Origin of the sequence: Paraconexibacter antarcticus (assembly GCF_024220175.1) — a bacterium.
Classification (GTDB): Bacteria; Actinomycetota; Thermoleophilia; order Solirubrobacterales; family Solirubrobacteraceae; genus Paraconexibacter; species Paraconexibacter antarcticus.
Genome location: NZ_CP098502.1, coordinates 4,448,613 through 4,460,987, shown reverse-complemented (window position 1 = coordinate 4,460,987; position 12,375 = coordinate 4,448,613). Strand labels below are relative to the sequence as shown.

General features: G+C 68.1%; 15 protein-coding genes. 5 read left to right on the top strand and 10 right to left on the bottom strand.

Annotated features, from left to right (window positions below):
• Nucleotides 1-35: 35 nt before the first annotated feature.
• A complete protein-coding gene (locus NBH00_RS21870) occupies nt 36-521 on the top strand; it encodes a methyltransferase domain-containing protein (RefSeq protein WP_254570690.1) in 486 nt (161 codons plus the stop codon).
• Here the strand turns inward: NBH00_RS21870 and NBH00_RS21865 are convergent.
• Both NBH00_RS21865 and NBH00_RS21860 read right to left on the bottom strand, forming a co-directional pair.
• Complete coding sequence (locus NBH00_RS21865) at nt 485-1,375, bottom strand: IS3 family transposase (protein ID WP_254569052.1); 891 nt, start codon at nt 1,373-1,375, stop codon at nt 485-487. The genes NBH00_RS21870 and NBH00_RS21865 overlap by 37 nt on opposite strands.
• The gene (locus tag NBH00_RS21860; protein WP_254569053.1) at nt 1,372-1,674 is read right to left on the bottom strand and encodes a transposase; all 303 of its coding nucleotides are present in this window, start codon (nt 1,672-1,674) and stop codon (nt 1,372-1,374) included. Before NBH00_RS21860 ends, NBH00_RS21865 begins: the two co-directional genes overlap by 4 nt.
• Nucleotides 1,675-1,873: 199 nt before the next feature.
• On the opposite strand from NBH00_RS21860, the gene NBH00_RS21855 reads away from it, so the two are divergent.
• Entirely contained in the window at nt 1,874-2,200 is a 327-nt protein-coding gene (locus NBH00_RS21855; RefSeq protein ID WP_254570689.1) for a hypothetical protein, read from the top strand.
• Between the two features lie 29 nt (nt 2,201-2,229).
• Here NBH00_RS21855 and NBH00_RS21850 read toward each other — a convergent pair whose 3' ends face one another.
• The 3 genes from NBH00_RS21850 to NBH00_RS21840 all read right to left on the bottom strand — a co-directional run bounded on the left by NBH00_RS21850 (nt 2,230) and on the right by NBH00_RS21840 (nt 4,418).
• Nucleotides 2,230-3,249 carry a hypothetical protein gene (locus NBH00_RS21850; RefSeq protein WP_254570688.1) on the bottom strand — a complete coding sequence of 340 codons (1,020 nt, stop codon included), beginning with the start codon at nt 3,247-3,249 and terminating at the stop codon, nt 2,230-2,232.
• Between the two features lie 135 nt (nt 3,250-3,384).
• Nucleotides 3,385-3,981, bottom strand: a complete 597-nt coding sequence (locus NBH00_RS21845; RefSeq protein ID WP_254570687.1) for a DUF305 domain-containing protein — start codon at nt 3,979-3,981, stop codon at nt 3,385-3,387.
• Nucleotides 3,982-4,067: 86 nt separating this feature from the next.
• Nucleotides 4,068-4,418, bottom strand: coding sequence for a hypothetical protein (locus NBH00_RS21840; RefSeq protein ID WP_254570686.1), 351 nt, complete (start codon nt 4,416-4,418; stop codon nt 4,068-4,070).
• Nucleotides 4,419-4,484: 66 nt separating this feature from the next.
• On the opposite strand from NBH00_RS21840, the gene NBH00_RS21835 reads away from it, so the two are divergent.
• Together NBH00_RS21835 and NBH00_RS21830 are read left to right on the top strand one after the other, a co-directional pair.
• Nucleotides 4,485-4,841, top strand: coding sequence for an ArsR/SmtB family transcription factor (locus NBH00_RS21835; RefSeq protein WP_254570685.1), 357 nt, complete (start codon nt 4,485-4,487; stop codon nt 4,839-4,841).
• Nucleotides 4,838-6,115 (top strand): permease, encoded by a 1,278-nt coding sequence (locus NBH00_RS21830; RefSeq protein ID WP_254570684.1) that lies wholly within the window; start codon nt 4,838-4,840, stop codon nt 6,113-6,115. The genes NBH00_RS21835 and NBH00_RS21830 overlap by 4 nt, the downstream gene beginning before the upstream one ends.
• A 664-nt stretch (nt 6,116-6,779) precedes the next feature.
• On the opposite strand, the gene NBH00_RS21825 is transcribed toward NBH00_RS21830, so the two are convergent.
• The 4 genes from NBH00_RS21825 to NBH00_RS21805 form a co-directional block, all read right to left on the bottom strand.
• Entirely contained in the window at nt 6,780-7,403 is a 624-nt protein-coding gene (locus NBH00_RS21825; RefSeq protein WP_254570683.1) for a hypothetical protein, read from the bottom strand.
• 39 nt (nt 7,404-7,442) lie between these two features.
• Complete coding sequence (locus tag NBH00_RS21820) at nt 7,443-8,066, bottom strand: TetR/AcrR family transcriptional regulator (RefSeq protein ID WP_254570682.1); 624 nt, start codon at nt 8,064-8,066, stop codon at nt 7,443-7,445.
• A 115-nt stretch (nt 8,067-8,181) separates the two neighbouring features.
• Nucleotides 8,182-9,048, bottom strand: coding sequence for a LuxR C-terminal-related transcriptional regulator (locus NBH00_RS25350; RefSeq protein WP_302182660.1), 867 nt, complete (start codon nt 9,046-9,048; stop codon nt 8,182-8,184).
• A 343-nt stretch (nt 9,049-9,391) separates the two neighbouring features.
• A complete protein-coding gene (locus NBH00_RS21805; protein ID WP_254570681.1) occupies nt 9,392-9,895 on the bottom strand; it encodes an SCP2 sterol-binding domain-containing protein in 504 nt (167 codons plus the stop codon).
• A gap of 388 nt (nt 9,896-10,283) precedes the next feature.
• Between NBH00_RS21805 and NBH00_RS21800 the strand changes: the two genes are divergently transcribed.
• Nucleotides 10,284-11,105, top strand: a complete 822-nt coding sequence (locus tag NBH00_RS21800) for a LuxR C-terminal-related transcriptional regulator (RefSeq protein WP_254570680.1) — start codon at nt 10,284-10,286, stop codon at nt 11,103-11,105.
• 17 nt (nt 11,106-11,122) lie between these two features.
• Here the strand turns inward: NBH00_RS21800 and NBH00_RS21795 are convergent, their stop codons facing one another.
• Nucleotides 11,123-12,319: an acyl-CoA dehydrogenase family protein gene (locus NBH00_RS21795; RefSeq protein ID WP_254570679.1), complete on the bottom strand. Its 1,197-nt coding sequence runs from the start codon at nt 12,317-12,319 to the stop codon at nt 11,123-11,125.
• Nucleotides 12,320-12,375: the final 56 nt, after the last annotated feature.

The following is a 12,375-nucleotide window of genomic DNA, read 5'->3' as shown; positions in this document are numbered from 1 at the left end:
GGATGGTAAGCGCGCCGCCACGGATGCCGGACCGCATGCTCGCTCCGGCCCGCCGCTGGGCGCTGCGGGAATTGAAAGCTCACCCCGGGCAAGCCGTGCTCGCCGGCGGCTGTCCCGCGCCATGGACGCTGCGAGTACTTCGCGACCTCGTTGGAGATAGCGGGTCGGTCCTCACGGTCGAAGGCAACCCGACCCGGGCGCGACACGCCAAGGCCTTGATCGCATCGGAGGGATGGTCAAACCTTCGGGTGGTGGCGGACCTGGCTAGCGAGATTGATCGCCCGATCCATGTCGACCGCGTTCTGCTTGATGACGGCACCTGCCTCATCGACCGCGAGGCCCTCGCGTCGATTCTCGCGACACTCAGGCCTGCCGCGCGCGTCGTTGCCGTCTGCCGCCGCGGCGACAAGCGCCGACGCGATCTGGAGCAGCAACTGAGCCGTCCCGGTTTCACGGAGACTTGTTGTTTGGGTTTCCTCTCTCGTCAGTGGGAGAGGGGTGAGCCGGACCGTATCGCGTAGAGGGTCTCGAATTCGACGGGCGGGATGTGACCGATCGCGGAGTGCAGGCGGTCGTGGTTGTACCAGCCGACCCACTCCACAACGGCGAGCTCCAGTTGGGTGCGGGTTTGCCAGACGCGGTCGCGGATCAGCTCGGTCTTGAAGCTGTCCACGAAGCTCTCGGCCATCGCGTTGTCGTACGCGTCACCGGTCGAGCCGAGCGAGCCGAGCACGTCGTTGTCCAGGAGCGCTTGGGTGAAGTCGAAGCTCGTGTATTGCGATCCCCTGTCCGAATGATGGATAAGTTGTAGATCGGCGCCGTGTCGGCGGGTGCCCAAGGCCATCTTCAGCGCGTCGAGCACGAGGTCGGTGCGCATGTGGCCGGCGAGCTGCCAGCCGACGACCCGGCGGGAGTAGACGTCAAGGACGAAGCTGAAGAACCCCACGCCCTCCCACGACTTTAGATACGTGAAGTCGGCGATCCACAGCGCGTCCGGCCGGGTCGCGGTGAACTGGCGGTTGACCAGGTCCGGTCGCCCTGAGCCGGCCGGGTCAGCGACCGTGGTCTTCCACGCTCGGCCGCGGCGCTTGGCCCCGATCAGACCGTCCGCTGCCATGAGCCGCTCAACGCGGCCGCGGCCGACCTGCACGCCCTGACGGCGCAGCGCCTTCCACACGCGCAGCGATCCGTACGCCTCGTAGTTGGCGCGGTACACCGCCCGGATTTGCTCGAGCAACACGGCGTCTTCCTGCGCGCGGGTCGACAACACCCCGGTCGCGCGCTGGTAGAACGCCGAGGGCGAGGTCCCGAGGGTGCGGCAGGTGAGCTCGACAGCGAAGCCGGCCGCCCGCTGCTTTTCGATGAAGGCGCTCACCTCCGCGGGGTCCCGTCGAGCTCCTTGGCGAAAAACACCGAAGCGGCCTTGAGGATCTCGTTCTGCCGCCGCAGTTCCTTGACCTCACGTTCGAGCAGACGCATCCGGTCGCGCTCGACCGTGTTCAGCACGTCGCTGCGCGTTCCGGCGTCGGCCTCGGCGAGCCGCACCCAGTTCCGAAGCGACTCCTTGTGCACGTCCAGGTCGCGGGCGACCTGCGCGATCGGACGCCCGGACTCCAGCACCGTCTTGACGGCCCGCTCACGCAACTCCGGCGGGTACTTCCTTCCACGAGCCATATGACCACGTACTTCCTCTCAACAGACCGAATGCCTGTTTCAGAAGTCCCCGTCGATCCCGGGACGGCTCAAACTACCCAATCTCCGACACCGGGCCTTCGCCCTGGGTGCCGTCCACGTCATCTGGGCGCAGATCCCATGACCACAGGTCCAGTCTGCCACGGCGCGACGATTTCCGCCGCGCCTCAGCGTCCTGCCCATGCCCGTTGAGGACTACTTCCCCGGGGCCGGTCCGCTCCTGCGGGTCGCGCGCGCATGGCCGCGCGTGTTCGCCCACCATCCAGAAGGCACGCTTGTGATCGCGATGGAAGGCGACCAACTTGCTGTCCTCTGCACCGGCGACGCGCCACTCGCCCTCGTCCAAGACAACGCGAACGAGATCATCCGCCTGCTAAACCGACTCCTCGACGGCGACCTCGTCATCAAGCGACTGGAGGCGATCCCGGCAACACGAGCGGAGCTCTACCTCGCCCGCGACCTCCTCGCACTGAAGGCCTGGCTCATCGACTACGACATCGGGTTCTGACCGCGTTCCCGCTACGGCGGATGCGCAGTTCAGCGGCCGATCGCGGCCTGCACGGCCGCGCGGAAGGCGTTGATGCCGAACGCCCCTTCCAGGCGCGCGGCGACGCGGCCGCGACGGTCGAACGTGAACAGCCACGGCTCGGTCTGCAGGTGGAAGGCCCGCAGTTGCGGGCGCAGCCCCTTGCTCACGTCGTTCTGGGCGTAGACCTCCTCGTGGATGAACGTCGCGCGGTCCCCGTAGGTGTGCTCGAGCTCGAGCTCGAGGTCGGTCACCGGCCCGCAGACCCGCGACTGGCACAGCTGCGGGGTGGCGAACAGCAGGACCACGGGCTTCTTGCCGATCACGTCCTTGAAGTCCACGCGGTGCATGTCGTCGTGCGGCAGGCGCGTGTCGATCTTGCTCAGGTCCCCGCCCGACGATGCGACGGTGTCGGTGCTGATCGCCGGCGGCCGCTCACCCACGCCGGGGATCGGACTGGACGCCTGGACCTTCAGCGTCGATGCCGCGCCGAGCAGCCGGTTGCCCACCCGCGAAACCGCCAGGACCGCGTAGGAGCCTGCCTTCCTGAACGTCAGCTGGGTGGCGTAGATCGCCTTGATGTCGGCGGTGTCGGCGGCGGCGGTCTTGCTCAGGAACGGGGCGGAGGGCACGAACGAATCTGCGGGCGCCAGGAAAGGACCCTGGGCCGCCGCGGACGGGGAGCTTGCGACGTAGAGCGCCGAGCGCCCGTACACGAAGCGGTTGTCCGCGCCGATCAGCCCGAAGGCGACGCGGTTCTCACCGGGCAGCAGCACCGACGCCGCGAGCCCGATCCGCGGCCCCGGTGCGACGAGCTTGGCCAACGCCTGTAGCGAGCGGCCGCCCGTCGCCGGGAAGTCGGCGGCGCGCGGATGCTCCGCCGCGGTGAGCTTCGCAGCGAGAGCCGGCGGAAGCGACGCGTCAGGACCGGCGGCGGCCTTGCTCGTCGTCGGCGTGCTCGTGCCGCTGCTCGATCCACAGCCGGTGGCGAGCACGAGGACCAGCGGAGCAACCGAGAGGGGGAAGCGCATCGCGCCACCCTACGCGGTAGCTCCTACGAGGAGTAGTTGATGCCGCTCGATGCTTGGCCCCGCTCTCCGCGATACGCAGGCGTGACGGCCGGCCCGGGCGTGGTCGCCGGGGCCGGCCGCAGCGCCGGGCCGCCCTCAGCCCATGCCCATCCCGGTGCTGTCGCTGGTGCCGGGGTACCACTTGGTCAGCCATGCCTTCATCTGGGCGATCTCCGAGGTCTGCGCGGCGATGATCTGTCGAGCGAGGGCCTTGACCTTCGGATCCTTGCCCTTGGCCAGCTCGGTCCTTGCCATCGCGACGGCGCCCGCGTGGTGGGGGCTCATCATCTGGATGAACGCCTTGTCGAACGGCGCCGCGGTCTTCAGCGCGGCGGCGTTCATGTCCATGCCCATCGCGTGCATCGACCGCCCGAGCGTGCTCTTGCCGTCACCGGCGCTCAGCGTGTTCTTGAAGCCCGCCATCAACGTGAGCTCGCGCTTCTGACCGCTGATGATGTTCGCCGCGAGGGTCTTGATCTCGACGTGATCGGCGCGGGCGAGCGCAACGGTGGCCATCGCGATCGCGGACCGGTGGTGCGGGGTCATGTCGTTGACAAACGCCCGATCGGTGACGTTGCCCGCCGAAGTGGACGGATCCTTCTTGCTGTCGCTGCCGCCGCAGCCGGCGACGAACGCCGCGGCCATCACGGCGACAACAATCACGGGCAGGGCCCGTCGGATGATGATGCTCATGAATGTGCTCCTGTGCTGGTGTCTGGGATGCGCGAGGCAGCCGGCCGACCCGTGCGCGAACGGGAAGGGGCAGACCGGTGGCGCGATCAGATCCGCAGCACGACAGGGCCCAGGGGGCCGGCGCGAGCACGAGGGATCACGAGCGGGGTGAGCTCTGCCATCGGCAGGCGGAGCGGGAGGATCAGCGTGGGACGACGCCGCGGGTGCAGACGCGGCAAGCGGCCGACCGCCCACAGGCCGGCTGCAGCGGCGACGCTGAGGCACATCACCATCGCGGCGGTCGCGTGCTGGCCCATGCCATGGTCTGAGCCCGTCATCGCCTGTTCGGGCAGCGCGTGATGCGCGAACACGCCGAGAGTCAGTGCCGCGCACGCCACCGTCAACAGGCGGCGCCGACGGCGGAGCAGCTGTCGAAGACGGACGGACGACGCGATCATCGCTCGTCCACGGTGGCGAAAGACAAATCAACACACATTCACATCAACGACTGTTAGATTATGCGTATGGATGAACATGGCGAGCTTCTGCATATCGATCAGCCGGCGGCGACGAGGATCCGTCAGGCGGGTCTCGCCACTGCGGACGCCGAGCGGGTCGCCGGTGTCTTGAAGGGTCTGGCGGACCCGACGCGCCTGAACCTCGCGCTCGCCCTCCGCGACGGTCAGGAGTTGTGCGTCTGCGACCTCTCGTGGATCGCACGGCGCTCCCAGAATCTCGTCTCCCACCACATGAAGGTCCTGCGCACGGAGGGTCTGGTCACCGCCCGCAAGGACGGCAAGATGACGATGTTCAAGCTCACCCCGACCGGACACGCGCTGGTCACGATCGCCGGCCACCTCGCAGACAGGAGCCACTCATGAGCGATGTGCTCGACGTCGCGTGGATGGGGCTGAAGGACAGCTTCCTCATGGCCTACGAGGTCTGGTGGGCGCTCGTGATCGGATTTGCGATCTCGGCGATCGTGCAGGCGTGGGTGCCCCGCGAGCGGATCGAGGCGGCCCTCGCCGGTACGGGCGTGCGTCCAATCGCCAAGGCCACCGGGCTCGGAGCCGCGTCGTCCTCGTGCTCCTACGCGGCGATCGCGATCGCGAAGTCGCTCTTCCAGAAGGGCGCGTCGGCATCCTCGGCCCTCGCGTTCCAGTTCGCGTCGACGAACCTCGTGTGGGAGCTCGGCCTCGTCCTGTGGGTGCTGATCGGCTGGCAGTTCGCGCTCGCCGAGTACGTCGGGGGGATCATCATGATCGTCCTCATGGCCGTCGCCTTGCGGCTGTTCGTCAGCCGCGAGCAGGAGGACGCGGCGCGGGCACACGCGGAGGCGGCCGACACCGGCCACCAGCACCACATGGCCGGCGAGCAGCTCACCTGGCGCGAGCGCATGACCTCGGCGTCGGCCTGGTCGGACGTCGCGCACAACTTCCGCGGCGACTGGCAGATGCTGTGGAAGGAGATCACCATCGGCTTCCTCCTCGCGGGCTACGTCGCGCAGCTCGGCGACGGGTTCTTCAACGCCCTCTTCATCACCGACGCGCCCGCCGGGGTCAAGACGATCGAGAACGTCCTCGTCGGCCCCGTCATCGCGATCCTCAGCTTCGTCTGCTCCGTGGGCAACGTCCCCTTGGCCGCGGTGCTGTGGTCCGGCGGCATCTCCTTCGCCGGCGTCATGGCGTTCATCTTCGCCGACCTCATCGTCCTGCCGATCATCACGATCTACCGCAAGTACTACGGCACCGCCTTCGCCGTGCGGATCGTCGCGCTCATGTTCATCACGATGGTGATCGCCGGCCTGATCGTCGACGGCCTCTTCGGCGCCACCGGCCTTATCCCCGCCGGCGCGCGCCCGACCCGCGGCGACATCTTCGGCTCGATCAGCGTCAACTATAAGCTCGTCCTGAACGTCCTGGCCGTCGGCGTCTTCGGCGCCCTGTTCTGGCTCACCGCCCGTCGAGGCGTCACCGACCCCGTCTGCGGCATGAAGGTCGACCGCGCCAAGGCGCTCACGATCGAGCGCGACGGCCAGACCGTCTTCTTCTGCTCCGAGCACTGCCGCCACGCCTTCAACGCCGACCCGGGGAGCTCTCCGGACGCTGCGCCGTCGTGTCGTCATCACGAGCACGCCGCCGAGGTCACGACATGAGCACCGATATGGGGTCCGGGTACGGGTGGCCTCAGACCGGGTCGCGGAGCGAGGGCTCACCGGCCACGTCTGCGACGAGCTGGACCGTGCAGGCCCAGCGGACACCCGAGTTGCGAGACAACTAGGTCGATCATGGGCTACTTGATCCAACTCATCCGCCCCGACAAAGCGGGTTGGGCGGGCTCAGACACGGTCCACGTCGGAGTGTGCGAACGGTGAGTTTCGAGCGGGTATCTCACCAGACGGTGTGCCCGAGCAACTTCTCGTGACCGACGCCCCTGCGGGCCGCCCGGGTGCCGTACTTGCAGCGGTATGGGTGTCGCGCGCGCTCGGGTGCCGCAGGCCGGCACCGTCAGACGACCCGTGCCGTCGGCCTCGCGTCAGCATTCCGGGCCGCAGATGCCCGGCCAGTCCGCCGCGTCGCGGGCGTAGGACCCATGCTCAGCGCTCTCCCGGTGAGTGCGATGGACCGAGGCGCGGCGCGACCTGACTTGCCCGGAGGCGCCCATCGTCTCCCCTTCTGCGGGCTGTCCAACGGCGTCGAATCGGTGCAGACTGGCCCGCCGCTCGGGGCGCGCACCGCCGAGCAGCTACGACGCCTCTGGCTTGATGCACGCGGGCCCACGCTGGCCCCGGGGGAGGGGTCTCCAGGTGTCTGGCGGGGTCACTCCGCAACGCGTCGCCAAAAGTCATCGAAGCTTCGCTGAAGGGCCAGTCCGATGAGAGCTGCGATCTCGGCGGTCGCGGTTCGGTCGCTCTCGGTCGGCGTCGCTTGGTGGTCAGCGACGAGCAGCGCCACGGTGGACCGGTCGAGCTTGATGCGGCCTACCGCGACCAATGGCAGCCCGAGCCGCGCGATCACGATGCGTTCCAGCGCGCGATCGGCGGCGCCGCCGTCGCTGTCGTCGATGGCGCGGAGATCGTCCGCGCTGAGCTCGTACGGCTGATGGGCCAGATGCTCGGCGACCTCGCTCGCTGCAGCACTTGTGGGCGAGTCGCCGCCCGACGGGAGCGAGAGCCGCTCGCAATCGACGCTCACGACGAAGGCACACCGAACACTGGGGCGACGGCGGGCGCTTCCCAGCGCGAGGTTGTAGATATCGGCCACTGTGGCGGCACGGGTGAGACGCCGCTCCAAGGGGCGCAGCCGATGCGGGTCGGCGGTCGCCGCTGGGCCAAGGTCGATGGCCGCGACGCGTGGTTCGTGCGTGCGCGCGACGTTGCGCCCGCCCCCCGTCGCGACGCTCCGCCAACCGACTAGACGTGGAGTCTGCTCGATCGTGCTCATCGGCGAAGCGTATCACTGAAAGTCTCCGATTGGTGATTTTTATTCGGGCGGGAAAAACTGGGCCGACACGAAGCTCTTGAACTGATCCAGTCCCCCGTCTGTCAGAGCAGTCTCGCCTTCCTCGAGCCACAGCAACAGGTAGCCACGAAGAAGAGCGAAAAGAGCGTTGGCCGCGTTGTCGACATCGCCACGCGGTCGCCAACCGGCTGTGTGAAGCGCGAGTATCTGATCGCGCATCAGCGAGCGGTAGATGTCCTTGATCGTTGCCAACGCGTCGTCGACCTCCCCGGCCTCCACGTCGCCGGCGACGAGCGCGAAGTACGCCCGAACCAGCTGCGGGTCAGAGGTCACGCCAGCCCAGGTCGTGGAGACGATCGCGTCCAGCAGTTCGTGGGGGTCGGTTAACGCGGGCGTTGCCTGCCGCACCGTCTCAGCGATCTGCCCCCCGAGCCGGTGAACGACGCGCACCATGAGCCGCTCGCGGGTGCCGAAGTAGTAGAGGATGCTCCGCTTCTCCGCCCCGGCCTCCGCCGCGATGCGACCGAGGGTCGCGCCGCCGAATCCATCGCGGGCCAGGACGGCGGTCGCCGCGCTCAGGATCGACTCGGCGCGCCGGTCCCCTTTCGGAGTGAGTGGGCGGGCCGGAGGAGTCTTTTCGGGCATCGGCAGGCCGACGATACCCGCGGAATCGGCCAGAAGTGCACGAAGCCGAGGCCACAAGAGGCCCGGGGAACGCGACCGCCTTGCGTACAACGGCAGTCGTGTTGATCACAGCGTTCTAAAGCGCGGCGGTGGGAAGCGTTGACAGCCGCATGTACTTCGACACCGCCTCGGCCCTGGTGTGGGCGTGCATCTTCCGCAGGATCTGCTTGACGTGCGACTTGACCGTGCCCTCGGCGACCACGAGGCGCGCGGCGATGTCCGCGTTACGCGCGCCGGTCGCAACGAGTGCCATGACCTCGAGCTCCCGCGGAGTCAACAGCCGGTCGAGTGGTCCGTCTCGCGGCGGAACCGGAACGCGACCAAAGTCACGCCCGCCCTCGTCGATCCGCGCGGCCACCGCCATCCGCACGTCGGTGTGCGTGAGAGCGTCGAGCTCAGATCCAAGCGCAGCGGTGACCTCGCGCACGTGACGTGTCTGCGCGCGCAGCCGGCCGGCGTAGACCGCCGCCTGCAGGAGCGCGCCGAACGCCTCGGCAAAGGCGAAGAGCGCGTCGCAGTCGACCTGGTCAGGATCTCTTCGGGAGCGATGGAAGTCAGCGTGAAGGAGGCCGATCACATCGCCTTCGGGCATGATCGGCGCCGCCACGTACGATCGGCACCCGGTCGCCTCGGCAAGGCGCCGGTGGACGCCCGGGTTCGCCTGCGCGTCGAGCACGAGCAGCGGCGTGCGACGCCTCACCATCTCGCTTTCCAGCGACTGATGGGTCAGCAACTCGGGCTCCTCACCGACGACCCCGAGAATCGCGGATCCCGCTTTGGCATCCCCACGCACGAAGAGTCGCAGGGGGATCCACTGAGATGTCTCCACACGCGAGATCAGGACGCGGTCGAACCCCAAGGCGGCGGCGATCTCGCGGGGGGCCTGCTCCAAAAGGGCTGCCGCGGACGGGAGGTCGCGCAGGCGCGCCAGGCCCTTCTGCATCGCCGAGAACGTTGAAGGCGCCGAAGCGCTCGGTACTCGTGGAGCCGATGTCGAACGTCGCAGAGCTCGCGCACGAGCACGGCGCGCTCCTCGTCGTCGCGTAACCGGACGGCTCGCTCTATCAGCACGTCAAGCACGGCAAGGGCTGTCCCGAGCTCTAGACGCGCGCCGAGCGGCGTCGGAGCCGTCTCACCGAGTGCCGCCTGGGTGCGGGTGACGGCGGCGTTGATCGCCTCGCGCAACTCGGACAACTGCATCGGTGGACGCCGGTCGTGCCATACGCCATCGGGTTCTCCGACAGCGGGAGTGGGCCGTACGAGCCGCGCCGGACCTGACGTGCGCATCAGGCGGACGGCACCTGGGGCCCGGGCACCGCCAGTTGCTCGTTGACGGCCATCGCCTGAAACTCGGTGAACAGGCGCCGCACGATCGGCAGCAGCTTGCGGACCGGTCCCTTGAACTCGACCTCGCCATGCATGATCCCCATCGCCAGATGCATGTCGCCGGTCCAGAACCGCACGACGTCGTTGGTGTCGATCCACAGCTCGACGTCGGGATGACCGACAGCACGGTCGGCAACCTCGACCGGCGCACGATCGAAGAGCAGCGTCATCGTCAGATCTTCAGGGGCGTCGCGAAGGTGCACGTGGGTCACGATCTGAGCGAACGCAAGCCGCTCGCCGATCTCGCCGTCCGTCGCCGCCCGCTGCATGATGCGGTGAAACGCATCGAAGACGGCGCGAGCCTCGTCAGCGGTGGGGACCGCGTTAGAGCGCTCCACCCCGAGGCCGGCGTTACCGAACGCGACGTGCGTCGGTGCTCCATCAAGTCGACCATGCTCGGACATCGGGACCTCTCCGCTCTGTGACACGCAAGACCGGAGGGGCCGCCCGGGCGCCACCGCCATTCGACACTAGGGCGCTCGGGTGTCGCGGGGGTAGTAGCCGAACGACTAATCGGCATGCACCCTTCGGCCGGAATGCGGTGATCAAGGGCTCGGCCGCGAACGACTGACGCGCGGGTGGGGCGGTGCCAACCGGCGTCGCCGCTGGACACGGATCGGGTCCACCGGCGAGAGTATCCCGATGGGGTCGATGGGTCAGAAGGTTCCTGAAGGCCATGGTGCCGGCGACGACGCCGTAACGCCGGCGCGAGGACCGGAACCTCGTGCACTGGGCACGCGACTGAACGCGGCCATGCACGGGGTCACGGCATCACTCACCGAGCTTCGCGAGATGGACGCGCCAGAGCAGCTGTTCGAAGCGGTGGCCCGGGCGACGGTCGAGCGGTGCGGGTTTGACCGAGTGATCGTCTTCACCGTCTTCGGCGACGAGCTCGTGGCACAGAGCGTCTACTTCGGGGACGCCGAGGAATGGGCCGCCGAGACCCTACGCGTCGGTCAGACGCCGGACGGGCGTCCGCATCTGGCCGACTTCATCGTGGAAACGGAACTGGTCCGGCGACGATCGGCGGCGATCGTCGCTGATGCTCAGAACGATCCCAACACCCCGCGTGCACTCGTGGCGGTGACGCGAACTCGCGGGTACGTCGCCGCGCCCGTGCTCTGCGAACGTCAGGTCGTCGGGTTCATCCACGCCGACCACTACTTCCACGACGTCGAGGTTGACGAAGTCGACCGCGACGTGCTGTCGGCCTTCGTCGTCGGGGTCGGCCTGATCCTCGAGCGCCAAGCCCTACGACGTCATCTGCAGCGCCAGCGCACGCAGCTGAGCACCCTCGCGCAGGAGCTCGGCGCCGTCGCCGACGCAAGCGCGCTCGTCGACTATGGGGTTGCGCCCGGCGCACCGGGGGAGATCGACGTCTCGAGGCCGGTTGACATCTTTTGGGACCCGACCGTTCGCGAGGTCCTGAGCGCCCGCGAGCGCGAGGTGATCCAACTGCTCGTCGGCGGGGCGACGAACGCGGCCATCGCGCGGAGGCTGTTCATCAGCGAGAGCACCGCGAAAGCGCACGTGCATCACATCCTGAAGAAGCTCGGTGCCTCCAACCGGGCGGAGGCCGTCGCCAAGTTCATGCGATCCTCCGCCACCCCTTAAGACCGCCGCAAACGGCCTCAACGGCCGAGCAGGTGCCGCGCGATGATGACCTTGCGGACCTCGTTGGTGCCGGCACCGATCTCCAACAGCTTGCCTGCCCGGTACAGCCGGTTGACCTCGGTCTCCCACATGAAGCCGTAGCCCCCGTGGATCTGAACGGCCTTGTCCGCGATCTGCATGTATGACGTGCCGGCGAGCAGCGCGAGCGATGCGGCGCGTAGCGCGAGACGGGCCGGCGCGGCGCCGTGAGCGATCTCGGCGGACTCGAGCGCCACGTCCATCGCCAAGCTGCGCAGCGCCTCGACCTGCGTGTACATCTCGGCGATCATCCCCTGCACCAGCTGGAATGAGCCGATGGGCTGCCCGAACTGCTCACGGGCGCGAGCGAACTCGACGCTGAGCTCGAGCGCCCGCTCGGCCATCCCGAGAATCATGAACGACAGTCCGATGCGCTCGACGTCCAGTCCGTTCATGACGACCGCAACACCCCGGTCCAGCTCGCCGACGAGGTTCGCCGCCGGAACCCGGCAACCCTCGAGCACGATCTCAGCGGTCGGGCTACCCCGCAGGCCCATCTTCGTGAGCTTCTGTGCGACGGTGAACCCCGGCCAGCGCGACTCGACGACGAACGCCGAGATGCCCTTCGCTCCAAGCGACGGACTCGTCTTGGCGTAGATCAGAACGACGTCGGCGATCGGCCCGTTCGTGATGTAGAGCTTCGTCCCGTTCAGCACGTAGTCGTCGCCATCGCGCACGGCGGTCGTCCGCATGCCGCTGAGGGCGTCCGACCCGGCGCCGGGTTCCGTCAGCGCGAGCGCACCTACTGCTGAGCCGTCGCAGAGGGCGGGCACGTACATCTCCTGCAGCTCGCGGCTCGCGTTGGCGACGATGTTGTTCAGGCAGAGGTTCTCGTGAGCGAGGTAGCTGAGCGCGATGGCCGGGTTCCAGCGTTCGAGGGCCTGTGAGATGAGGAGCGGGACGGTGGGGTCAAGGCCCAGCCCGCCGAGCTCCAGCGGAGCGGTCACGCCGAGGTAGCAGTGCCGGCCGAACTGCGGGAAGACGTGCTCGGGCCACCACTCTTCGTTGTCCATCCGCGTTTGGAGCGGGTGGAGCTCGCGGCTGGCGAACCGGTCGACCTGCGCGAAGATCTCCATCTGCTCGTCGGAGAAGCCCCGTCGCGTTCCGGTCGGCAGGAAGTCGTGCGTGGAGGTCATCGTGTTCCTCGTCGGGGGTGAGGGTCGAGGGTGCGTGCGACGACTGAGACGCCGAC

Coding starts and splice junctions, on each gene's coding strand:
- NBH00_RS21795 (WP_254570679.1), bottom strand. CDS start 12,319: ATGACCTCCACGCACGACTTCCTGCCGACCGGAACGCGACGGGGCTTC.
- NBH00_RS21855 (WP_254570689.1), top strand. CDS start 1,874: ATGCCCGTTGAGGACTACTTCCCCGGGGCCGGTCCGCTCCTGCGGGTC.
- NBH00_RS21830 (WP_254570684.1), top strand. CDS start 4,838: ATGAGCGATGTGCTCGACGTCGCGTGGATGGGGCTGAAGGACAGCTTC.
- NBH00_RS21845 (WP_254570687.1), bottom strand. CDS start 3,981: ATGAGCATCATCATCCGACGGGCCCTGCCCGTGATTGTTGTCGCCGTG.
- NBH00_RS21805 (WP_254570681.1), bottom strand. CDS start 9,895: ATGTCCGAGCATGGTCGACTTGATGGAGCACCGACGCACGTCGCGTTC.
- NBH00_RS21850 (WP_254570688.1), bottom strand. CDS start 3,249: ATGCGCTTCCCCCTCTCGGTTGCTCCGCTGGTCCTCGTGCTCGCCACC.
- NBH00_RS21820 (WP_254570682.1), bottom strand. CDS start 8,066: ATGCCCGAAAAGACTCCTCCGGCCCGCCCACTCACTCCGAAAGGGGAC.
- NBH00_RS21860 (WP_254569053.1), bottom strand. CDS start 1,674: ATGGCTCGTGGAAGGAAGTACCCGCCGGAGTTGCGTGAGCGGGCCGTC.
- NBH00_RS21835 (WP_254570685.1), top strand. CDS start 4,485: ATGGATGAACATGGCGAGCTTCTGCATATCGATCAGCCGGCGGCGACG.
- NBH00_RS25350 (WP_302182660.1), bottom strand. CDS start 9,048: ATGCAGAAGGGCCTGGCGCGCCTGCGCGACCTCCCGTCCGCGGCAGCC.
- NBH00_RS21840 (WP_254570686.1), bottom strand. CDS start 4,418: ATGATCGCGTCGTCCGTCCGTCTTCGACAGCTGCTCCGCCGTCGGCGC.
- NBH00_RS21800 (WP_254570680.1), top strand. CDS start 10,284: ATGGACGCGCCAGAGCAGCTGTTCGAAGCGGTGGCCCGGGCGACGGTC.
- NBH00_RS21870 (WP_254570690.1), top strand. CDS start 36: ATGCTCGCTCCGGCCCGCCGCTGGGCGCTGCGGGAATTGAAAGCTCAC.
- NBH00_RS21825 (WP_254570683.1), bottom strand. CDS start 7,403: ATGAGCACGATCGAGCAGACTCCACGTCTAGTCGGTTGGCGGAGCGTC.